The sequence below is a fragment of the Pseudomonas sp. SJZ078 genome, from assembly GCF_007828255.1.
In the GTDB taxonomy this organism is placed as follows: domain Bacteria; phylum Pseudomonadota; class Gammaproteobacteria; order Pseudomonadales; family Pseudomonadaceae; genus Aquipseudomonas.
Genome location: NZ_VIUG01000008.1, coordinates 1 through 22,010, shown reverse-complemented (window position 1 = coordinate 22,010; position 22,010 = coordinate 1). Strand labels below are relative to the sequence as shown.

The 22,010-nt window shown below is 61.7% G+C and carries 20 protein-coding genes; 12 read left to right on the top strand and 8 right to left on the bottom strand.

Going from position 1 to position 22,010, the window contains the following annotated elements; all coding sequences use genetic code 11:
• Positions 1–8: 8 nt before the first annotated feature.
• The 6 genes from FBY02_RS09805 to FBY02_RS09780 all read left to right on the top strand — a co-directional run bounded on the left by FBY02_RS09805 (position 9) and on the right by FBY02_RS09780 (position 6,938).
• Positions 9–1,373, top strand: a complete 1,365-nt coding sequence (locus FBY02_RS09805; RefSeq protein WP_144926622.1) for an aspartate aminotransferase family protein — start codon at positions 9–11, stop codon at positions 1,371–1,373.
• Between the two features lie 181 nt (positions 1,374–1,554).
• Entirely contained in the window at positions 1,555–2,652 is a 1,098-nt protein-coding gene (locus FBY02_RS09800) for a polyamine ABC transporter substrate-binding protein (RefSeq protein WP_041021473.1), read from the top strand.
• 184 nt (positions 2,653–2,836) lie between these two features.
• Positions 2,837–3,934: a polyamine ABC transporter substrate-binding protein gene (locus FBY02_RS09795; protein WP_144926619.1), complete on the top strand. Its 1,098-nt coding sequence runs from the start codon at positions 2,837–2,839 to the stop codon at positions 3,932–3,934.
• Positions 3,935–3,994: 60 nt separating this feature from the next.
• Complete coding sequence (locus tag FBY02_RS09790) at positions 3,995–5,137, top strand: ABC transporter ATP-binding protein (RefSeq protein WP_041021471.1); 1,143 nt, start codon at positions 3,995–3,997, stop codon at positions 5,135–5,137.
• Positions 5,134–6,054, top strand: coding sequence for an ABC transporter permease subunit (locus FBY02_RS09785; RefSeq protein WP_144926617.1), 921 nt, complete (start codon positions 5,134–5,136; stop codon positions 6,052–6,054). The genes FBY02_RS09790 and FBY02_RS09785 overlap by 4 nt, the downstream gene beginning before the upstream one ends.
• The gene (locus FBY02_RS09780) at positions 6,051–6,938 is read left to right on the top strand and encodes an ABC transporter permease subunit (RefSeq protein ID WP_144926614.1); all 888 of its coding nucleotides are present in this window, start codon (positions 6,051–6,053) and stop codon (positions 6,936–6,938) included. The genes FBY02_RS09785 and FBY02_RS09780 overlap by 4 nt, the downstream gene beginning before the upstream one ends.
• A gap of 207 nt (positions 6,939–7,145) precedes the next feature.
• Here FBY02_RS09780 and FBY02_RS09770 read toward each other — a convergent pair whose 3' ends face one another.
• Positions 7,146–7,793 carry an HD domain-containing protein gene (locus FBY02_RS09770; RefSeq protein WP_144926611.1) on the bottom strand — a complete coding sequence of 216 codons (648 nt, stop codon included), beginning with the start codon at positions 7,791–7,793 and terminating at the stop codon, positions 7,146–7,148.
• Positions 7,794–7,985: 192 nt separating this feature from the next.
• On the opposite strand from FBY02_RS09770, the gene FBY02_RS09765 reads away from it, so the two are divergent.
• Positions 7,986–8,951, top strand: a complete 966-nt coding sequence (locus FBY02_RS09765) for a GlxA family transcriptional regulator (RefSeq protein ID WP_144926608.1) — start codon at positions 7,986–7,988, stop codon at positions 8,949–8,951.
• 1 nt (position 8,952) lies between these two features.
• Here FBY02_RS09765 and FBY02_RS09760 read toward each other — a convergent pair whose 3' ends face one another.
• From FBY02_RS09760 to FBY02_RS09750, 3 genes are all read right to left on the bottom strand, one after another.
• Positions 8,953–9,294 carry a carboxymuconolactone decarboxylase family protein gene (locus FBY02_RS09760; RefSeq protein WP_144926604.1) on the bottom strand — a complete coding sequence of 114 codons (342 nt, stop codon included), beginning with the start codon at positions 9,292–9,294 and terminating at the stop codon, positions 8,953–8,955.
• A gap of 102 nt (positions 9,295–9,396) precedes the next feature.
• Entirely contained in the window at positions 9,397–11,805 is a 2,409-nt protein-coding gene (locus FBY02_RS09755; RefSeq protein ID WP_144926601.1) for a penicillin acylase family protein, read from the bottom strand.
• Between the two features lie 9 nt (positions 11,806–11,814).
• A complete protein-coding gene (locus tag FBY02_RS09750; RefSeq protein WP_144926598.1) occupies positions 11,815–12,399 on the bottom strand; it encodes a DUF6436 domain-containing protein in 585 nt (194 codons plus the stop codon).
• A gap of 107 nt (positions 12,400–12,506) precedes the next feature.
• Between FBY02_RS09750 and FBY02_RS09745 the strand changes: the two genes are divergently transcribed.
• Positions 12,507–13,454, top strand: a complete 948-nt coding sequence (locus FBY02_RS09745; RefSeq protein ID WP_144926595.1) for an alpha/beta hydrolase — start codon at positions 12,507–12,509, stop codon at positions 13,452–13,454.
• 127 nt (positions 13,455–13,581) lie between these two features.
• On the opposite strand, the gene FBY02_RS09740 is transcribed toward FBY02_RS09745, so the two are convergent.
• The gene (locus FBY02_RS09740) at positions 13,582–14,325 is read right to left on the bottom strand and encodes a DUF2059 domain-containing protein (RefSeq protein WP_144926592.1); all 744 of its coding nucleotides are present in this window, start codon (positions 14,323–14,325) and stop codon (positions 13,582–13,584) included.
• Positions 14,326–14,465: 140 nt separating this feature from the next.
• Between FBY02_RS09740 and FBY02_RS09735 the strand changes: the two genes are divergently transcribed.
• Both FBY02_RS09735 and FBY02_RS09730 read left to right on the top strand, forming a co-directional pair.
• A complete protein-coding gene (locus tag FBY02_RS09735) occupies positions 14,466–15,098 on the top strand; it encodes a 2OG-Fe(II) oxygenase (RefSeq protein WP_144926589.1) in 633 nt (210 codons plus the stop codon).
• Positions 15,099–15,100: 2 nt separating this feature from the next.
• The gene (locus FBY02_RS09730; protein ID WP_144926586.1) at positions 15,101–15,580 is read left to right on the top strand and encodes a DUF523 domain-containing protein; all 480 of its coding nucleotides are present in this window, start codon (positions 15,101–15,103) and stop codon (positions 15,578–15,580) included.
• 42 nt (positions 15,581–15,622) lie between these two features.
• On the opposite strand, the gene FBY02_RS09725 is transcribed toward FBY02_RS09730, so the two are convergent.
• Together FBY02_RS09725 and FBY02_RS09720 are read right to left on the bottom strand one after the other, a co-directional pair.
• Positions 15,623–16,996, bottom strand: a complete 1,374-nt coding sequence (locus FBY02_RS09725; protein ID WP_144926583.1) for a GTPase/DUF3482 domain-containing protein — start codon at positions 16,994–16,996, stop codon at positions 15,623–15,625.
• Positions 16,989–18,356 carry a DUF2868 domain-containing protein gene (locus FBY02_RS09720; protein WP_144927021.1) on the bottom strand — a complete coding sequence of 456 codons (1,368 nt, stop codon included), beginning with the start codon at positions 18,354–18,356 and terminating at the stop codon, positions 16,989–16,991. Before FBY02_RS09720 ends, FBY02_RS09725 begins: the two co-directional genes overlap by 8 nt.
• A gap of 95 nt (positions 18,357–18,451) precedes the next feature.
• Here FBY02_RS09720 and FBY02_RS09715 point away from each other — a divergent pair, with 95 nt between their 5' ends.
• Positions 18,452–18,964: a dihydrofolate reductase gene (locus tag FBY02_RS09715; RefSeq protein WP_144926581.1), complete on the top strand. Its 513-nt coding sequence runs from the start codon at positions 18,452–18,454 to the stop codon at positions 18,962–18,964.
• A gap of 108 nt (positions 18,965–19,072) precedes the next feature.
• Here FBY02_RS09715 and FBY02_RS09710 read toward each other — a convergent pair whose 3' ends face one another.
• A complete protein-coding gene (locus FBY02_RS09710) occupies positions 19,073–20,464 on the bottom strand; it encodes an L-cystine transporter (protein ID WP_144926578.1) in 1,392 nt (463 codons plus the stop codon).
• A gap of 241 nt (positions 20,465–20,705) precedes the next feature.
• Between FBY02_RS09710 and FBY02_RS09705 the strand changes: the two genes are divergently transcribed.
• Positions 20,706–21,761, top strand: coding sequence for a haloacid dehalogenase-like hydrolase (locus FBY02_RS09705; RefSeq protein ID WP_144926573.1), 1,056 nt, complete (start codon positions 20,706–20,708; stop codon positions 21,759–21,761).
• Positions 21,762–22,010: the final 249 nt, after the last annotated feature.

Genomic DNA, 22,010 nt, shown 5'->3' with positions numbered 1-22,010 from the left:
GAATTCGCATGACCCGCAACAACCCGCAAACCCGTGAATGGCAGGCCTTGAGCAGCGATCATCATCTGGCCCCGTTCAGCGATTTCAAGCAACTCAAAGAGAAAGGCCCGCGCATCATTACCCGCGCCAAGGGCGTCTATCTCTGGGACAGTGAAGGCAACAAGATTCTCGATGGCATGGCTGGCCTGTGGTGCGTGGCCGTCGGCTACGGCCGCGATGAGCTGGCCGACGCCGCCAGCCAGCAGATGCGCGAGTTGCCGTACTACAACCTGTTCTTCCAGACCGCCCACCCGCCGGCGCTGGAGTTGTCCAAGGCCATCGCCGACATCGCCCCTGAAGGCATGAACCATGTGTTTTTCACCGGCTCCGGCTCCGAAGGCAACGACACCATGCTGCGCATGGTCCGCCACTACTGGGCGATCAAGGGCCAGCCGAACAAGAAAGTCATCATCAGCCGCAAGAACGGTTATCACGGTTCCACCGTGGCCGGCGCGAGCCTGGGCGGCATGACTTATATGCACGAGCAGGGCGACCTGCCGATCCCGGGAATCGTCCACATCGCCCAGCCTTACTGGTACGGCGAAGGCGGCAACATGAGCCCCGAGGAGTTCGGTGTATGGGCGGCCAATCAACTGGAAGAGAAGATCCTGGAGATCGGCGTGGACAACGTCGGGGCCTTCATTGCCGAACCGATCCAGGGCGCGGGCGGGGTGATCGTGCCGCCGGACAGCTACTGGCCACGTATGAAGGAGATCCTCGCCAAGTACGACATCCTGTTCGTGGCCGACGAAGTGATCTGCGGTTTTGGTCGCACCGGTGAGTGGTTCGGTACCGACTTCTACGGTTTGAAGCCGCACCTGATGACCATCGCCAAGGGGCTGACCTCCGGTTACATCCCCATGGGCGGCCTGATCGTGCGTGACGACGTGGTCGCGGTGCTCAACGAAGGCGGCGACTTCAACCACGGCTTCACCTACTCCGGCCACCCGGTGGCGGCGGCGGTGGCCCTGGAAAACATCCGTATCCTGCGTGAAGAAAAGATTATCGAGCGGGTCCACAGCGAAACGGCACCCTATTTGCAGAAACGCCTGAGGGAACTGAACGACCACCCGCTGGTGGGTGAGGTGCGCGGTGTCGGGCTGCTGGGGGCAATCGAACTGGTCCGGGACAAAGCCACGCGCCAGCGCTACGAAGGCAAGGGTGTGGGCATGATCTGCCGGCAGTTCTGCTTCGACAACGGACTGATCATGCGTGCCGTGGGCGACACCATGATCATTGCGCCGCCGCTGGTGATCAGCAAGGCCGAGGTGGATGAACTGGTGTCCAAGGCACGGCAGTGCCTGGACCTGACCCTCAGTGCGTTGCAAGGCTAAGTGCTAGGCTCTGTGCGAGGCGCTTCCAAGGGCCTCGCCCAGTCTGAACAAAAGGTCGGGCTTGTGTTGAAAGCCTGCCCTGTAACTTGCCAGACTACCGACCGTTCAAGTTGCCCGCGAGCCGGCTACTGAACTGTGGCTAAAAAGAATAACTGGAGCATCATCCATGAAGGCAATAGGTATGAAGATAGCTGGCAAGACCCTCCTCGCCATGTCCCTGATGGGCGTGATGGCGAGTGCCGTTCAGGCGGACGATAAAGTGCTGCATGTCTATAACTGGTCCGACTACATCGCACCGGACACGGTCGCCAAGTTCGAGAAAGAGTCGGGCATCAAGGTGGTCTACGACGTGTTCGACAGCAACGAGACCCTGGAAGCCAAGTTGCTGGCCGGCAAGTCGGGTTACGACATCGTGGTGCCGTCGAACAACTTCCTGGCCAAGCAGATCAAGGCCGGCGTCTACCAGCCGCTTGATAAGTCCAAGTTGCCGAACTGGAAGAACCTCGACACCGACCTGCTCAAGGCCGTGGGCGATGCCAGCGACAAGGGCAACCAGCACGCCTTCCCTTATATGTGGGGCACCATCGGCATCGGCTACAACCCAGAGAAGGTCAAGGCCGCACTGGGCGTCGACAAGATCGACTCGTGGGACACGCTGCTCAAGCCGGAAAACATCGCCAAGCTCAAGGGCTGCGGTGTGAGCTTCCTCGATTCGCCGACCGAAATGATCCCGGTGGCGTTGCACTACCTGGGCTACCCGACCGACAGTCAGGACAAGAAGCAACTGGCTGACGCCGAGGCGCTGTTCCTCAAGATCCGTCCTTCGATCAGCTACTTCCATTCGTCCAAGTACATCTCTGACCTGGCTAACGGCAACATCTGCGTAGCCGTGGGGTACTCGGGTGATATCGAACAGTCCAAGTCCCGTGCGGCCGAAGCCGGTGGCAAGGTCAAGGTGGCCTACGCCATTCCAAAAGAAGGCGCCGGCTCGTTCTACGACATGGTCGCTATTCCAAAGGATGCCGAGAACGTCGAGGCTGCCTACAAGTACATGAACTTCCTAATGAAGCCGGAAATCATGGCCGAGATCACCGACAACGTGCGCTTCCCGAACGGCAACAAGGCTGCTACGGCGTTGGTGGACAAGGAAATCTCTGGTGACCCGAACATCTATCCGTCTGACGAAGTGAAGGCCAAGCTCTACGCGATCAGCGACTTGCCGCCGGCCACCCAGCGGCTGCTGACCCGCAGCTGGACCAAGATCAAATCCGGTAAATAAACCGGCTTGAGGCATCTTCCGGTTGTCGCCGTCATCGTGGCGGCGGCAACAGGAGCAATTAAATAACTAAAAGTTTTGCTGGATCGGTTTATCGAGGGTAAGTTGCGCGCCGGTTTTGTTGCTGGGTCCATCGCGACCAGGCAGCGGGGGCAACTTGGGCCCGACTATTTAAGAGGACCTCCACGTGCCAGTCTTTTCTTTGTTACGCAATGCTTTGCTGGTTGGTGCAGGCCTGACGCTCGCGGTCAGCGTCCAGGCTGCTTCCACCGTGCATATTTATAACTGGTCGGACTATATCGGCGAGACCACCCTGGCTGATTTCGAAAAAGCCACCGGAATCAAGCCGGTCTACGACGTGTTCGATTCCAATGAAACCCTGGAAGGCAAGTTGCTGGCCGGTCGTACCGGTTACGACGTGGTCGTGCCGTCCAACCACTTCCTGGGCAAGCAGATCAAGGCCGGGGCCTTCCAGAAGCTCGACAAGGCCCAGTTGCCCAACTATGCCAATCTCGATCCCGCGCTGCTCAAGCGCCTGGAGCGTAACGATCCGGGCAACCAGTACGCCGTACCGTACCTGTGGGGCACCAACGGTATCGGCTACAACGTCGAGAAGGTCAAGGCCGTCCTGGGAGTCGACAAGATCGATTCGTGGGCCATGCTGTTCGAGCCGGAAAACATCAAGAAGCTCTCCAGTTGCGGCGTCTCGTTCCTCGATTCGGGGGACGAAATGATCCCGGCGATGCTCAATTACCTGGGCTTGAATCCCAACAGCGAAGACCCCGAAGACTACAAGAAGGCCGAGGCCCAGCTCCTCAAGATCCGGCCTTACGTGACCTACTTCAATTCCTCCAAGTACATCTCCGACCTGGCCAATGGTGAGATCTGCGTGGCGGCCGGTTTCTCCGGCGACATCTTCCAGGCCCGTTCACGTGCCAGCGAGGCCGGCAAGGGCGTCGAGATCGCCTACGTGATCCCCAAGGAAGGCGGCAATCTCTGGTTCGACATGCTGGCGATCCCACGTGATGCCACCAACATCAAGCAAGCCCATGCCTTCATCAACTACTTGCTCAAGCCTGAGGTTATCGCCCAGGTCAGCGACACCGTCGGTTATGCCAACCCGAACCCAAAGGCTGGCGAGCTGATGGATCAGAAAGTCCGTACCGACGAGGCGGTTTACCCACCGCAAGCAGTCGTCGACAAGCTCTACGTCAACTCCGAGTTGCCGCCCAAGATCCAACGACTGATGACCCGCAGCTGGACCAAGGTCAAGTCGGGTAAATAACCGCTCTAACCAAGGTTCGTCCGTATGGGGCGAGCTGTAAATTCTGTGGGAGTTTCGTAAATGGCTGTTGCCTCCGGCGCCTATAAGAAAGCCCTCGAGGGCGACCAGACACCCAAGCAGGTGCTGGTCAAAATCGACCGGGTCACGAAGAAGTTCGACGAGACGATTGCCGTGGACGATGTGTCCCTGGAAATCAAGAAAGGCGAGATCTTCGCCTTGCTCGGCGGTTCGGGTTCGGGCAAATCCACCTTGCTGCGCATGCTTGCCGGCTTCGAGCGGCCCACGGAGGGGCGGATTTTCCTCGACGGCGAGGACATCACCGACATGCCGCCCTATGAGCGGCCGATCAACATGATGTTCCAGTCCTACGCCTTGTTCCCGCATATGACCGTGGCGCAGAACATCGCCTTCGGCTTGCAACAGGACAAGATTCCGAAAGCCGACATTGACGCCCGCGTGGCGGAGATGCTCAAGCTGGTGCAGATGAGCCAGTACGCCAAGCGCAAGCCGCACCAGCTCTCCGGCGGCCAGCGCCAGCGTGTGGCCCTGGCCCGTTCCCTGGCCAAGCGGCCGAAGCTGCTGTTGCTCGATGAGCCGATGGGCGCGCTGGATAAAAAACTGCGCTCGCAGATGCAGCTGGAGCTGGTGGAGATCATCGAGCGGGTTGGCGTGACCTGCGTCATGGTGACCCACGACCAGGAAGAGGCCATGACCATGGCCGAGCGTATCGCGATCATGCACCTGGGCTGGATCGCCCAGATCGGCAGCCCGATCGATATCTACGAAACCCCGACCAGCCGCCTGGTCTGCGAGTTCATCGGCAACGTCAACATCTTCGAGACCGAAGTGGTGGACGACGCAGAAGGCCACGCGGTGCTGACCTGCAAGGACCTGGACCGCAACATCTACGTCGGCCACGGTATCAGTACCTCGGTGCAGGACAAGTCGGTGACCTATGCCATTCGCCCGGAAAAACTGCTGGTGACCGTCGAACAACCGACCTGCGAGCACAACTGGTCCAGCGGCAAGGTCCATGACATCGCCTACCTGGGCGGCCATTCGGTGTTCTACGTCGAATTGCCGAGCGGCAAGCTGGTGCAATCTTTCGTCGCCAACGCCGAGCGCCGTGGTCAGCGGCCGACCTGGGGCGACCAGGTGTTCGTCTGGTGGGAAGACGACAGCGGCGTGGTGCTTCGCTCATGAACATGCGCAAACTCAAACGCCGACTGGATCGAATAACGCCCGGTGGCCGTCAACTGGTCATCGGGGTGCCCTTCATCTGGCTGTTCCTGTTCTTCATGCTGCCGTTCTTCATTGTCCTGAAGATCAGCTTCGCCGAAGCCGACGTGGCCATTCCGCCGTACACCGAGATCTACAGCTACGTCGACCAGAAGCTGCAGCTGCTGCTCAACCTCGCCAACTACGCAATGCTCAGCGAGGACGAGCTGTACATCGCTGCCTATCTGGGCTCGTTGAAGATGGCCCTGATCAGCACCGCCCTGTGCCTGCTGATCGGCTACCCGATGGCCTATGCCATCGCCAATGCCCGCAAAGAGACGCAGACGGTGCTGGTGCTGCTGATCATGATGCCCACCTGGACCGCGATCCTGATCCGCGTCTACGCGTGGATGGGCATCCTCAGCAACAACGGCCTGCTCAACGGCTTCCTGATGAGCATGGGCTGGATCAGCGAACCGCTGCAGATCCTCAACACCAACCTGGCGGTCTATATCGGCGTGGTCTATTCGTACCTCCCGTTCATGATCCTGCCGCTGTACGCCAACCTGGTAAAACATGACCCAAGCCTGCTGGAAGCCGCCTCCGACCTGGGTTCGAGCACCTTCAACAGCTTCTGGAAAATCACCGTGCCGCTGTCCAAGAACGGCATCATCGCCGGTTGCATGCTGGTATTCATTCCAGTGGTGGGCGAGTTCGTGATCCCGGAATTGCTGGGCGGTCCGGAAACCCTGATGATCGGTAAAGTGCTGTGGCAGGAATTCTTCAATAACCGTGACTGGCCGGTGGCGTCCGCCCTGGCGGTGGTGATGCTGGCGATCCTGATCGTACCGATCATCCTGTTCAACCGCAGTCAGGCCAAAGAAATGGAGGGCAAGGAATGAAGCGCTTCAGTTTTTCAAGCCTGATGCTGGTGCTGGGTTTGTCGTTCATCTACGCACCGATGCTGATCCTGGTGATCTATTCGTTCAACGCCTCGAAGCTGGTGACGGTGTGGGGCGGTTGGTCGATCAAGTGGTACGTCGGCCTGCTGGACAACACCCAGCTGATGGGCTCGGTGGTGCGCTCGCTGGAAATCGCCTGCTATACGGCGGTCGCCGCGGTGGCCCTGGGGACGCTGGCGGCCTTCGTGCTGACCCGCATTACCCGTTTCAAGGGACGCACGCTGTTTGGTGGCCTGGTCACAGCGCCGCTGGTGATGCCGGAAGTGATCACCGGTCTGTCGCTGTTGCTGCTGTTCGTGGCCATGGCACAGATGATCGGCTGGCCCCAGGAGCGTGGCATCGTCACGATCTGGATTGCCCACACTACGTTCTGCGCGGCCTATGTGGCGGTGGTGGTCTCGTCACGCTTGCGTGAGCTGGACCTGTCCATCGAAGAGGCGGCCATGGACCTCGGTGCACGGCCGTGGAAGGTGTTCATCCTGGTCACCATCCCGATGATCGCGCCATCGCTGGCGGCGGGGGGCATGATGTCGTTCGCGTTGTCCCTGGACGACCTGGTACTGGCAAGCTTCGTGTCGGGCCCGGGTTCGACGACCTTGCCGATGGAAGTGTTCTCGGCGGTGCGCCTGGGCGTGAAGCCGGAGATCAATGCCGTGGCGAGCCTGATCCTGCTGGTGGTGTCGCTGGTGACCTTCCTGGTCTGGTACTTCAGCCGTCGCGCTGAAGAAAATCGCAAGCGGGCGATTCAGCAAGCCATCGAAGAAAGCGCCGCCGATTCCTGGAAGCAGCCGGAAGTACGCCGGGCCGAGACCGCACCGGTCTGACCCGACACAGCTCCACCGTGGGAACGAGCTTGCTTGCGATAGCGATGTGACAGCCGACGAAAATGTTGAATGTCAGTCCGCCTTCGTGAGCAAGCCCGCTCCCACAGGTTTTTTGGATGACTCACAAAACTGTAGACAGCCGCAAATCCAATGTGGGAGCGGGCTTGCCCGCGAAAGCGGTGTGGCAGTCAATGCAAAAGTGGGCGGTTACGAATTCCAGGGGGATGTGCGGATGATTTCCACGAAGTTCATCGGCTTGAACCCCGGCTCCTGGTCCACCAGTACGTCGGTCTTCACGTTGCCAAAGGTGGTCTGCGGGCGATGCCGCAAGCCGTTGGCGAATGCGCAGATGATGCACTCCTTGAATTCCTCTCCACGTGGGTGGGCATGCACCACCGCTTCACGCTGCGCTGCCGGGAAGGCGGCATAGTCCATGCCCAGTACATCCATCTCCACCCCGGCGGTCACCAGGGCGACGGTGGGACGCAGGTGTTTCGGTATGCCCGGCGTGGTATGCAGGGCGATGGACAGCCACACCTGTTCGATATCGTCATCGCTCAACCCATAGGGTTTGAGAAACGCTGCGGCAGCATTTGCACCATCCACTTCAAAGCGCTCATCGTCGCTGCGATGGCCTTCCATCAAGCCAATGTCATGGAACATCGCACCGACGTATAGCAGCTCCGGGTCGTAGGCCAGTTGCCGACGCTGGCCGCTCAAGGCTCCGAACAGAAACACCCGGCGGGAATGGTGATACAGCAGATCGGATTCGACGTCGCGGATGTATTCGGTAGTGGCGCGGGCAAGGGCGCTGTCGGGGATCTTGATGCCGGCGATGCCGGCGATGCTGTTCATGCTGTTCTCCTCTTGACGATGCGCCAGGGCGGCGCCGAGGGCACAAGTCTGATCGCGGGGATGCAGCGCAACAATTTCTCCATGGCTGCGATCCATGCCAATAAGCCTTGGTTTCGTGCCAAGTGGCGTCCTGCTGATGGATTGGCTAGCGTAGGCTGTGTTCCCGTTCAACTCGAAGGCAAGCAGGCGTCCATGGAAAAAACGGTTGCGGTCGTGGTGTTCGCTGGCGTCCAGTCGCTGGACGTGAGCGGACCCATGGATGTGTTCTGCGAGGCCAATCGGTTCCTCCCCCCAGAGGAGCATTATCGGCTTGAGGTCATTGGGATCGAGCCGGGAGCAGTTACCTGTTCCAACGGTCTGTCCCTCAATGCCCATCGTCAATTCAGTGAAGCTAGACAGGCGTACGACCTGCTGCTGGTGGCGGGCGGGCCGCATTTGCCGTTCATGGATTTCGGTGCGACGTTCGATGTCTGGTTGCGTGGCGCCTGTGGGCGGGCACGGCGCTTTGGCTCGATCTGCAACGGCGCGTTCATGCTCGCCCGGGCCGGGTTGCTGGAGGGGCGGACCGTCACCACCCATTGGGGCGATGCCGGGGCGCTGGCGCAGTTGTGTCCCTCGACCCGGGTCGAAGCAGATCGCCTGTACGTGCAGGACGGCGCGCTCTATACCTCGGCCGGGGTCACCGCAGGGATCGACCTGGCGTTGTTCCTGTTGGCGCAGGATCATGGAGCGGACGTGGCTCTGAGCGTAGCCAAGCGGCTGGTGGTATTTACCCAGCGTTCAGGCGGGCAATCGCAGTTCAGTCCTTTTCTCGTTCCCCACGCCACGCCGACGTCCGCCGTGGCCCAGGTCCAGAACTATGTGCTGGCAAACCTGAACGGTGACTTGGGTCTCGCCAATCTGGCCAATGCCGCGAACATGAGCCAGCGCAACTTTTCCCGGGTGTTCACTCGGGAAGCCAAGGTCACCCCGGCGGAATTCGTCGAGCGGGCCCGGGTAGACGCAGCCCGCGTAATGCTGGAAAGCACCCAGGCCCCGCTCAAGACCGTGGCCTGGCAATGTGGCTTTCGCGATGCCCAGCACATGCGCAACGTCTTCAATCGCAGATTGGGGGTGACGCCGCAACAGTTCAGGCTCAATTTCGCAGCAATTGCTTAGTTCATTTCTTCAGCATGTCATGGGCCTCCAGCGCTCGCAGCGAGTAGATGTACGCTGCGCCGGCATTCAATGACACCGCCGTGGCCAGGGTCGCGGCGATTTCTTCGCGGGTGGCACCGGCTTTGATAGCGGCGTCGGTGTGCACGCCGATGCAACCGTCGCAGCGGGTCGTGATCGCCACGGCGATGGAAATCAGCTCCCGGGTCTTGGCATCGAGCACGTCGTTCTCGGCAGCCGCTTCATCCAGGGCCATGTAGGCCTTGACCATTTTCGGGTTGCTCTTGCCCAGGGCACCAAAGGCGCTCTTGATGATGGGCAGCAGTTCGGACCAGTTATTGAACATCGCAATGACTCCATTGGGGGTGGACGAAGAGAAACCCCTGTAGTCTTGACCAACAATGACAATCAAGCCTGTCGGTGACGGAAAAAAATGAATGCCGCCGACTCAGGGCGTTGTCCTGGCCGGCAACAGCTTCAGGGTGTCATGGGTGTTGGCGGTCACTTCTTCCTCGGCCAGGTGCGCCTGGTGATACAAACCCTCGATGTAGGCCTCGGCCTGATCGGCGTAATACTTGTCGAACGGCACGCCGCTCTGGCCGACCGGGTTGATGGTGACGCTGTGGGTCGGGTCGGCGAAATCGATGATGCGCCGGGTGGACGGGCCGTAGGTGACCGGCCAGGGAGCCGGGCCGATCCTGGCGGAAAGATTGTTGGGCACTTCATGGGTGCCGGGTGCGGCGAATGGGCCGACATTGAAGATCCGGTCCAACGGCTTTTGCATGCCCAATGGGTGCCCATGTGTGAGGGTATGGGCATTGCCCCATTGCCATTGCATGGCATCGTCACCAAAGGTGGCCTTCAGGTGCGCCAGGCTCTTGCTCCAGGCTGTTTTGACGATGTCGCTACGGCTTTCCTTGCCCAGGGTCGTGCGATCGTCCCACCAGGGCGAATCCGCCGAGGCGGCCAGGCGCGGCAGTGCGGCGTCAATCACTCGGGTGGACAGGGCAGTGTCGAAAAAACCGTCCCCCAGTTCATCGTGCAGGGTGGCATCCGCCAGGTTGAACAGGAACTGGTTGAACAGCGTGGCGCTGACGGAATCCAGAGGGTAATCGCCCTGCCATTGCGCCAGTTGTTCCACCCACTTGCGTTCCTGCGGGTCGCTGACCACGTCCCTCAACACCGGCAGCAAAGGTGCCAGCAAGCGCGGGCCATAGGCGGTGGTGGTGCCCAATTGCAGCTTGCGGGTGGTTTCGATGTCCCACTTTGCCTGTTTGTCGCTGAGCTGGAGATTGAGTTGCTGCCCACGGTCTGGGAGGTTGTAGTAGCCCGGAATCTCGATACCGCCGGGTGAAACCGGCTGGAAATTCGCCGAAACGATGTAGCCGCGGGCCGGATTCTCCTCCTGGGGATTGTTACTGAAAGGGTAGAAGCCTTCCTTCTCCGCCTCTGGGCTGCTGCCATCGAGCAGGAAGCCGGGTTTCACTCCCGCCGGGCGCTTGGGCAGCTGGGCGGCGGCCCACCAGCCGATATCGCCCTTGGCATTGGCCCAGACGACATTCAGCCCCGGTGCATGGATCTTGGCCGATGCTCCGCGGGCCTTGGCCAATGTGTCGGCACGGTTGAGCTGGTAGAAGGCCTCGAGGATCGGATTGCGGCTTTCCAGGAAACCCCACCACATGGCAATCGGTGTGTGGCCGGCATTGGCGCCGAGCACATCGTTGACGATCGGGCCGTGGGGCGACTGGCGCAGCACCAGCGTCACCGGCGCCTGGCCTTTTACCGCGATCTGCTGTTCGCTGCGGGTCATGTCCACCCATTGATCGCGATACCAGACCTGTTCGGGGTTGTCCGGGTTGACCTTCTCGGCAATCAGGTCCAGGTCGTCGTTCTGGAACATGGTGATGCTCCAGCCGAAATCCTTGTTCATGCCTAGCGTCGCAAACGGCAACAACGCCTGGTAGTGCCCGTAGAGTTCGAACCCCGGTGCCGAAAGGTGGGCCTCGTACCACACCGAGGGAGCGGAAAAGCGGATGTGCGGGTCCCCCGCCAACAAAGGTTTGCCGCTGCGGGTATGGCTGCCGGCGACGACCCAGGCGTTGCTGCCTTCGAATTGTGGCAGGCCGCTTCCGACCAGGGCTTGTTCGCTCAAGCGGGCCAGGGCGTCGAGACCTTTCCAGTCGGCATCGGCCAAGGGCAGGGCGGTTTTGCGGTGCTCGCCCAGCACACCCTTGGGCTGCCAGTCGAGATCGAAAATATTCAGGTAGTCGGTGCCCAGTTGATCGCGCACGTAGGTCAGCAGCGGTTCGGTACGAAAGGCGGCAGCGAAGCTGTAGGCCATGTAACCGGTGATGCTCACTGTGTCTTCGGCGGTGAACGGGCGCTTGGGAATGCCCAGGACATCGAACTCCACCGGCCGGGCGTGGCTTTCCTGGTAGCGGTTGATACCGTCGAGATACGCCTGCATCGCGATCCAGGCCGGGGATTGTGGGTCCTGTTCCGCCACGTAGCGGGCGGCGCGCTCGCGGATACGCAGGCTGCGCATCAGTTTGTCGGTGTCGAGCAGTTTCGGTCCCAGCACCTCGGCCAGCTCGCCACGGGCGAGGCGGCGCATGACTTCCATCTGGAACAGCCGATCCTGGGCATGCACGTAACCGAGTGCACGGTACAGGTCGGCTTCGTTCTCGGCGCGGATATGGGGTACGCCGCGCTCGTCGTAGCGCACAGTCACCGAGCCTTGCAGCCCCTGCAACTGCACCGTGCCCTGGCGGGTGGGCTGCTTGCTGTAGAGGTAACCGCCGGTGACGATGATGGCGGTGACGACCAACGACAGGAGTGCGACGAGGCTGCGTTTCATGGTGTTCCCTTATTCGGATGATGCGTCCCTGCTCCATGGACAATAACAGCCCACCGCCATCGTGTGGGTTGCATTGACGGCGCGCCCCACGTTCAGGGCCTCGAGAATCGGTTCGATGAAACTGTTGCTCGAATTGCAGGTCAGGCCTTCGCTGTAGGGGCCAAAGTAGGCCAGTTCGCCGGTGCGATTCCAGATCGCCACGGCCGGGCTGGCGGGAATCTGCTCCGAGCCGGGCAATGCCGGAAGCGGCTTGAGGCTGCTCAGCGTGGCCGGTAGCTGGCCTTGAGTGCCGCTTTTCTGTACCGCATAGAACTCGACACCCTGCGGTGCATATTTATCGACCAGTTCGGACAGGTGCTGCTGATTGCCGACGTTGCACGGGCAGGCCGGATCCCAGAAGTGCACGAGGCGGATCGGGCCGGGCCCGGCCAGCTCGGGCGGCAGGCGCAGGGGGTCGCCGGAAAATACTGCCGTGTGTTGGCTGAAAGCGCGCAGGAAACGTCCCTGGAACCAGTCATAGGCGACCCACAACACGGCCGCGCAGCCAAGGGCAAGCAGACCGGCAAGCAGGGTTGTGCGGTGGGACGGGCGCATGGATTCATCCTCTGAAGCCGCGTAGCTTGCCATGCCTGTCGCGACAGATGAATATCGCAGGTCTACAAAGTCTGTTTCGCGCCTTGTGCATTTGCCTGGAAATATCGATGCCTGCCACTTTCGACCCCGATCACTTGCGTGCCAGCCTGCAACCGTTGGCCCAGTGGCAACCGCTGTCTGAGCAGGCGCAGGCCTATCAACAATTCTATGGCTTGGATTTTCCCCAGCGGACCTTGCGCAAGGGTCTCGGGCGTTTCGAGATCGATGGGTATGAGTTGGTCGCTCAGGTCTGGTGGCCGGAAAAAGCCGTGGCAACACTGTTCGTGTTCCACGGTTACTACGATCACATGGGACTCTACCGGTACTTGATCGAATGGGCGCTGAAGCAGCAGTTCGCGGTGATCGCCTGTGACCTGCCGGGCCATGGACTGTCCAGCGGCGAGCGCGCCAGCATCGGCGATTTCGCCGAGTACCAGGCCACGCTGCAGGGGCTGCTGGCCGAGGCCGGGAAGCTGGACCTGCCGCAGCCCTGGCACCTCTGTGGGCAAAGTACCGGTGGCGCAATCGTGGTCGATCATGTGCTCAACCAAGGGGCGAGCAGCCCGGCCCAGGGCCAGGTCATCCTGTTATCGCCCCTGGTGCGTCCCCGGGCCTGGGGCTGGTCGCGGCTGAGTTATTACCTGCTCAAGCCCTTCGTGACCGGCATCGCCCGGCGTTTCAGCGAAAACTCCACCGATCCGCAGTTCCTGCCATTCCTGCAAGCCGACCCGTTGCAACCGCTGCGCCTGCCTACCGCCTGGGTGGGCGCATTGGGGCGATGGATCAAGCGTATCGAAGCCGCCCCGAGCAGCCCGCGCCGGCCCTTGATCGTGCAGGGGCAGGCAGACATGACGGTGGATTGGAAACACAATCTGCAGGTGCTGCACGGCAAATTCGACCGGCCCCAGGTGCTGATGCTGCCCGAGGGCCGGCATCACCTGGCGAACGAAGCGCTGGCGTTGCGTCAGGAGATGTTTGGGTTTCTGACCAAGCGGATGAGCCGGATCCGGCGGTGACCGCACAAGCGCCATCGCGAGCAGGCTCGCTTCCACATTGAATTGAGATCGGCCGAGATATTTGAGTTCACTCAGCCCCTGTGGGAGCGAGCCTGCTCGCGATGGTGGTACTTCAGACGCTGAAGATCTATTGCCCGAGATTCTGCCCCACCGCCAACCCCGCCCGGATCGCCGCCAGGGCTGCCTGATAGTAAGCCTGGCCCTCGGCCGATTCGGCAAACGTGGCAAACTCCTCCAGTTCGGTATCGGTCAGGTCACGGTAGACGTACAGCAGTGTGTTGTTCAGGTCGGCGCCGATCTGATCCATCAGCCGTTGGCGCTGGCCGTTCAGCATACCCTGGGCCTGGCCGCCGCCCAGCAGGCCGGGGATCATCGAGCTCAGGCTGTCGGCCGCCACGCCAGCAATGGCCAGGCTGACTTCGGCACCAGCCTCGCGGGCGGGCAGGGCCTGGGCCAGGTGGCCGATGATCAGCAGGCGGTTGTCGCTGGCCTGCATCTTGGGCAGGCCCTTGGCGTTCTTTGCCAATTGATCGCGCCGGGTCGCCAACAGCTCGGCAGCCACCACCTTGCGTCCCAGGGGCGACTGGAAAAATGCCAGGGCCGGGTTCGGATCACGAAGATTCCTGCGCATCTGCGCTTCGGCCCGCTGGTCCATGGCCTGGGGGGCGAAACGCTGATTGCTATTGTTCACCAGGGCCTGGAACACCGCCGGCGGCAGGCTGTTCTGGTAACGCTGCTGCGCGGCGCTCAGGGCATCGTTGAAATGCGCCCGCTGTTCCGGCCAGCCGGCGACCTTGTACAACTGGTCGTAGCTGTCTGCCCAGGCGGGCAAAACGCAGAACATCAACAGTGAGAAAAGCAAACGACGCATAGGGACTCCTGTCAGCAGCCGACTATTCTCCGTGGGGGGCGGGAACTTGTCGAGAATTCGTATCAAGTTCGTACCGTGGTGCCACCTGGCGTTGCAAACCCGCTGCGTGGCGTTGTCGGTTCTGCGGGTACAGGCATACTATGCGCGCCATGCAAATACCATCTGATCACCCGTTGCTGTTACGCATCGTCGATGACCTGGCCGAGCGCGGCTGGTCGCAGCAGAACATCTTCCTGCCGGAGGCGCTGACCCGTGCCCTGGCGGCCGAGTGTCGCCAGCGTGCCGCCGAAGGCGAACTGGCCCCGGCTGCGGTCGGGCGCGGCTTGTCTTCGGAGATCCGCGAAGGCATACGGGGTGATCGCATCCAGTGGATCGAACCCGGCCAGGCCGAGGCCTGCGACCGTTACCTGGGGCTGATGGACAGCCTGCGCGAGGCATTGAACCGTGGGCTCTTCCTGGGCCTGGAGGATTTCGAAAGCCACTTCGCCCTGTACCCGCCCGGTGCGTTCTACCTCAAGCACGTCGACCGCTTCCGTGACGACGACCGGCGCATGGTGTCGGCGGTGCTCTACCTCAATGACGGCTGGTTGCCGGAGCATGGCGGGCAGCTGCGCATGTACCTGGATGAAGGAAGGGAGCAGGACGTGGTGCCCACCGGTGGCTGCCTGGTGGTATTCCTGTCGGGAAACATCCCCCATGAAGTGCTGCCGGCTACGCGGGACCGCCTGTCCTTGACCGGCTGGTTCCGACGCCGTGGCAACGAGTTGTTCTGAGCATGGAAAAAATTCTGGTCAGTCGTTGCCCGCTCGGACATCGCGTGCGTTATGACGGTGCTGCCAGCGGGCCGTTCGAGCGCCTCCAGCAGTGGGTCGATGAAGGCCGCGTCGTGCCGCTGTGTCCGGAAGTCGCCGGCGGCTTGCCCACGCCTCGGGCGGCGGCGGAAATTCCCGGCGGACAGGGCGCACAAGTACTCGATGGCCAGACGGCAGTGATGACCACCGAGGGGGAGGACGTGAGTGCGCAGTTCCTGTCGGGGGCGTACCAGGCCCTGGAGCTGGTGCGTGAACACGGTATCCGGATCGCCGTGCTCAAGGCCAACAGCCCGTCCTGCGGCAATCTGCTGACTTATGATGGGACGTTCGGCGGTGTGAAGGTTCCTGGCGAAGGCGTGACGGCGGCGTTGCTCAGGCGTCACGGAGTGCGGGTGTTCAGCGAGTTGGAGTTGGCTGAGGCTGCGGCGGCGCTCAAGCTTTGATCAACTGCTGATCTCCCCCTCGCCACAGGGGGTTGTGTCGTTTCAGAGCTGCGCGGCCAACTGCTCGATCTGCTCCTGCCGCTCGGCCTGACTCAACCTTGGATGGGCGTTGAGCGATGACCACTGCGGATACGCCCGGGCCTTGTTCAACGTTTCCGGCAGTTTGCCCTCTCGCCAGCCCTTGTCCTGGGGTGTGTCGATTCGAATGCTGTCCAGCGCCGCATGGCCGCGCTGGTTCAGGGCTTGCAGCAGTTGCCGTTGGCGCAGGGCCAGCAGGCGCAGCACGCTATCGTCTACCGTCAGTTCCCGCTGGCCCTTGAGCTTGCCCATCAACCGGTTGCCATAGCCGCGGGCGGTTTGCAGCGCGCCGCCGGCAATGGCACCGACCAGGGCGGCGGCACCGAGGGTCAGGCCGCCCACCAGCAAATCCACACCCGCCCCGGCTGCCGCCCCGGCCGCGATTCCGCCACCGACCTGTACGCCCAGTTGTTTGAGGGTTGCCGGGTTGAACAGGTCATCGCCCCAGCGTCCATCGAGCAGCGGTAGATCACTGGCCGCGGCGTCCTGGGGACGGAAGGCGTAGAGCTTGAGCAGGGCCTCGACGCAGCGCTGTTCCCGTTGGCGCACCGCGTTGCGCAGCTCGCTGATGGCCTGGCGCTCCAGCTCGGCGTCGCTGGTCACGCTGCGTCGGCAGGCGGCGCAATCGATCAGCAACTCGGCGATCAAGCGCGCTGCGCTATGTTGGCGAGCCAGGCGTTGGGCCTGTTGATCGGCGATCAGCCGTTCCAGTTGGCCGCGCGCATTTTCCAACAACAGCGCGAGGCTTTCGTACAGGCGCCGCTCGCCATCCTCGGGCGGGGCAACGCTGTCGAAACGCACCAGGGCGTGCAGCCCCAAGCGGGCCAGGGCCTCGCGCCAGTCGGGTTCGCGGTGCTGGGCACTGCTGACGAAATTCAGCACCGGCAGCAGCGGTTTGCCGCAACTGGCGAGGACTTCCAGTTCATCGCGGTACTTGGCCAGCACCGGCTCTCGGGCATCGATCACGTAGAGCCCGGCATCGCTGGCAAGCAGTTGCCGCAGCACTTTGGCTTCCTGCTCGAAGCGCTGTCGCGCCTCGCTGCCCTCCAGGAAACGGGCCAGGCGCGCCGGGCCGTCCAGACGTTCACCCGGACGCTCCAGGCGTTCGAGGTAGTCGAGCAACGCGATGGCGTCCTCCAGGCCAGGCGTGTCGTACAGCTCCAGCAGCGCTTCGCCGTCCACCGACAAACGCGCGCCTTCGACGTGCCGGGTGGTACTCGGGCGATGGGACACTTCGCCAAAGCCGACGTCCCGGGTCAGGGTGCGCAGCAGCGAAGTCTTGCCGACATTGGTGTGGCCGACCACGGCCAGTTTCAGCGGCTTCATGGGCTCAGTCATGGCCGCTCTCCAGCCAGTTCAAGGGCGCACAGTCGGCGAAGGGTAGTTGCAACTGTTGCAGTGCGTTGTGCCAGTCCCCCAGGCGCTCGGCATCCAGGGCCTCGCCGGGGGGGGCCTGTAACAGCCAGACGCGGGTAGCACTGGCGCTGCGGGCCAGTTCGGCGATCAATGCCAGGCTGCCGCGGTCCGGTGAGCGTCGTGGATCGCAGGCAATCGCCAGGCGCGCCGGAGGAAAGCGCGACAGCTGTTCGAGGAGTTTGTGACGTGACTCGCGGCTGTCGAGGACGCCGGCGTTTTTTACTGAATCCGGCAACTTCGGCGGCCAGGGCCGTTCGTCCAGCTCGATGGCCACCAGCAGCGCCCCCGCGCTGACCATCGTGCCAGCCGGCTGCTCAATCTGATGCAATTGCCCAGGTGCGGCGTCGTTGACCCCCAACCGTTCGCTGCTGGGCATCAGGTGTTCGCGCAGTTGCGCGTAGCCCGGCAGGTTCAAATCCAGACGCAGGGTGGCGCGGCCGCGCCGCCAACGCCACAGGCACAGCAGCGCCAGGCCCAGGCGCGGCAGTACACCATACACCAGCACCACGCCCACCAGCCACGCAGCCCAGGCCTGACGGGCGCTTTCGATGTTCAGGGCGCCATCACCGCTGGCGCGAATCATCTCGACGGTAGGAACACTGAACCCCAACAGCGCCGGCAACGCGCCCAGGGTACGGGTCAGGGTGACGAAGGTTTCGCCACCGAGAAGGGTGGTTTCCCAGACGAAGCCATAGCGTCGGGTCGCCATCAGCAGCAGTACGATGACCAGCGCACTGAACATCGCCAGCAGCCACAGGCCATTGACCAGCATGCCGAGGGCCCAGCGATTGAGCTTGTGTCGTTGCAGCAAGAGCAGCAAGGCCGGCGCCAGTTGGGCGGCCTTGGCATCGCGGGCGAGTTTTTCGCTGAGCCACAGCCACAGGCGTCCCAGCGTCGCGCCTTGTTCCCCTGCGAATATCAGGCCCAGAGCCCAGCCGATGAGCAGGATCAGGTTGAGCCCCAAGAGGCTGCCGAGGGCCCAGAACACGTTGACGGGCGTTCGACCGTCGCCAAGGGCGGCAAACCCCAGGCCGGCGCCGCTAAGGATGGCGAAGACGGTCAATACGATCAGTGCCAGGCGTGCCCCTTGCAGCCAATGGCGCAGGGCTTCGATGAGGCCGTCGCGCTCGGCCAGCCAGTGGGCGCGACGGTGAATACGGGTCGATAGATCGCCGCCCGCCGCGCGGGCCAGGCGATTGGCTTCCTGGTCTTGGAGCGGCCCTGCGTGTTCTTCACGCAGGCGTATCGTCTCGGTCAGCCAGAAGTTCTGCAGTTCAGTCAGGGGAGCAGTCACGTGCGCTTCCGTTGCAAATGAGCGTTGAGGATAACCGCTGGGCGCCTGTCAGGGTACGCCGAGCCTCTGCTATCCTCGGCACCATGAAAAAAACTCTCCCCTTAAGCCTGATCGCAGCCCTCGGTGAAAACCGTGTGATCGGCGTCGATAACAGCATGCCCTGGCATTTGCCGGGGGATTTCAAGTATTTCAAGGCCACCACCCTGGGCAAGCCGATCATCATGGGTCGCAAAACCTGGGACTCACTCGGTCGGCCACTGCCGGGGCGTTTGAACATCGTGGTCAGTCGTCAGCCGGGGCTGGTGCTCGAAGGCGCTGAAGTCTTTTCCTCGCTGGAGGCCGCGGTGGAACGGGCCGAGGCGTGGGCGCTGGGGCAGGGGGGCGATGAGCTGATGCTGATCGGCGGTGCCCAGCTGTATGCCCAGGCCCTGGAGCAGGCTGATCGGCTTTACCTGACCCGTGTGGCACTGAGCCCGGAAGGAGATGCGTGGTTTCCGGAGTTTGATTCGAGCCAGTGGGAACTGGTTTCGAACCAGCCGAACCCGGCGGAAGGGGATAAGCCGGCCTACAGCTTTGAGGTTTGGGAAAAGCTTTAACAGCAAAAGTATCGCGAGCAGGCTCGCTCCCACAGGGTCTGGCGGTGACAGCGATTGCCGTGTTCACCGCAGATCCAATGTGTGCGAGCCTGCTCGCGTAGCGGTCTATCAGGCATGCGCCAACTCAGTATGCTCCTGCGCATCCAGCAAGGCCTTGTCGGTCTGCTGCATCATCTGGCTGGTAATCGCCCCGGCGGTGATCGAGCCGCTGACGTTCAATGCCGTCCGACCCATGTCGATCAGCGGCTCGACGGAAATCAGCAACGCCACCAGTGAAACCGGCAAGTCCATGGCCGGCAGCACGATCAACGCGGCGAACGTCGCACCACCACCGACGCCGGCTACACCGGCGGAGCTCAAGGTCACGATGGCAACCAGGGTTGCGATCCACACCGGATCCAACGGGTTGATGCCCACCGTTGGCGCAACCATCACGGCCAGCATGGCGGGGTAGAGGCCGGCGCAACCGTTCTGGCCGATGGTGGCGCCGAACGAGGCACTGAAACTGGCAATGGAACGCGGGATCCCAAGGCGGCGGGTCTGGGCTTCGATGCTCAGGGGGATGGTCGCGGCACTGGAGCGGCTGGTGAAGGCAAAGGTCAGCACCGGCCAGATCTTGCGGAAAAAACGCAGAGGGTTGATCCCGGCGGCGGACACCAGCAGGCCGTGAACCACGAACATCAGGCCCAGTCCCAGGTACGAAACCACCACGAAACTGCCCAGCTTGATGATGTCCTGCAGGTTGGAGCCGGCCACGACCTTGGTCATCAACGCCAGCACACCATACGGCGTCAGCTTCATCACCAGGCGCACCAGGCGCGTGATCCAGCTTTGCAGGGTGTCGATGGCGTTGACCACCTTCTGGCCTTTCTCGACGTCATCCTTGAGCAGTTGCAGCGCCGCGACACCCAGGAAGGCCGCGAAAATCACTACGCTGATGATTGAGGTCGGCTTGGCCCGGGCCAGGTCGGCGAAGGGATTCTGCGGAATGAACGAGAGCAGCAGTTGCGCAATGTTCAGGTCGGCGACCTTGCCGGCGTAATCGCTCTGGATCACTTGTAGCCGCGCCAGCTCCTGGGTGCCGGCAACAAGCCCTTCGGCAGTGAGGCCAAACAGGTTGGTCAAACCGATACCGATCAGCGCCGCGATGGCGGTGGTGAACAGCAATGTGCCGATGGTCAGGAAGCTGATCCTGCCCAGGGACGAGGCGTTATGCAGCCGGGCCACGGCGCTGAGAATCGAGGCGAAGACCAGCGGGATCACGATCATTTGCAGCAACTGCACATAGCCGTTGCCCACCAGGTCGAACCAGCCAATGGAGGCCTTGAGCACCGGGCTGCCGGCGCCATGGACCGTATGCAGGGCAATCCCGAATGCCACGCCCAGCACCAGCGCCAGCAGCACTTTTTTCGCCAGGCTCCAGTTGCGATGACGGGTTTGCGCCAGGCCGAACAGCAAGGCGAGGAATACCAGCAGATTGAGGATCAGCGGCAGATTCATCAAAAAAGCTCCGTTAAGACTTGCCAGTCGCCTGAAGCCGCGACCGCGAGCAAGGAAGCCTAACAGCCTGAAAAATAATGAATTAATACTAAAAAAGCATGTTGAATGTCGTTTATGGAATAAGGACTTGGCGTTTGCAGGTACGTCGCTGGCGTTTTCGAGACGCAAGCGGTCGCGGACAGGCGAGGACTGTCACGCGCATTTGTTAGCGTCGGATTCTTTGAACCTGGGAGAAATGCCGATGAAGCTCGTACCTCGTTTTCTCGCTGTCGCCCTGAGCCTTGGTCTCGCCGGCCAGGCACTTGCCACCGAACTCAAGCACTGGCCGGCGGAACAGGCCAAGGCACTGGATGCGATGATCGCGGCCAACGCCAACAAAGGTAACTTCGCGGTGTTCGACATGGACAACACCAGTTACCGCTACGACCTGGAAGAGTCGTTGTTGCCGTTCATGGAGAACAAGGGCCTCATCACCCGGGAAACCCTCGATCCCTCCCTGAAGCTGATTCCATTCAAGGACACGGCCGATCACAAGGAAAGCCTGTTCAGTTACTACTACCGCCTTTGCGAAGTGGATGACATGGTCTGCTACCCATGGGTGGCCCAGGTGTTCTCCGGCTTCACGCTCAAGGAGCTCAAGGGCTACGTCGACGAGCTGATGGCGTCTGGCAAGCCTGTACCGACCACGTATTACGACGGCGACAAGGTAGTCAACTACAACGTCAACCCGCCAAAAGTCTTCACCGGTCAGACCGAGCTGTACAACAAGCTGATGGAAAACGGCATCGAGGTCTATGTCATGACCGCGGCGTCGGAAGAGCTGGTGCGCATGGTCGCCGCCGATCCGAAATACGGCTACAACCTCAAGCCGCAGAACGTCATCGGCGTGACCACGCTGCTCAAGGATCGCAAGACCGGCGAGCTGACTACCGCTCGCAAGCAGATCACCGCCGGCAAGTATGACGAGAAGGCCAACCTGGACCTGGAGTACACGCCTTACCTGTGGACTCCGGCAACCTGGATGGCCGGCAAGCATGCGGCGATCCTGACCTATATCGATGAGTGGAAAAAACCGGTCCTGGTGGGCGGCGACACGCCGAGCAGTGACGGCTACATGCTGTTCCACGACGTGGATGTGGCCAAGGGCGGTATCCACCTGTGGGTCAACCGCAAGGACAAGTACATGACCCAGATCAACGGCATGATGGCCAAGCACGCTGCCGCCCAGGCCAAGGAAGGGCTGCCGGTTACGGCGGACAAGAATTGGGTGATCGTCAAGCCTGAGGATATTCAGTAAGCCCAGTAACCCCTGTGGGAGCGAGCCTGCTCGCGATAACGGTGTGTCAGGCACATCGATGCAACTGATGCACCGCCATCGCGAGCAGGCTCGCTTCCACAGTTGATCACCATTTGCCAAGAAATATCAGGCAATAAAAAGCCCCGCATTTGCGGTAATGCTGTTCACTTAAGCGGAGCGGCCTTACGATCTACCGGATACCGAGTTTTGGAAATCTTCACTGTCCTCGGCCGCCCTGGCCTTGGACGG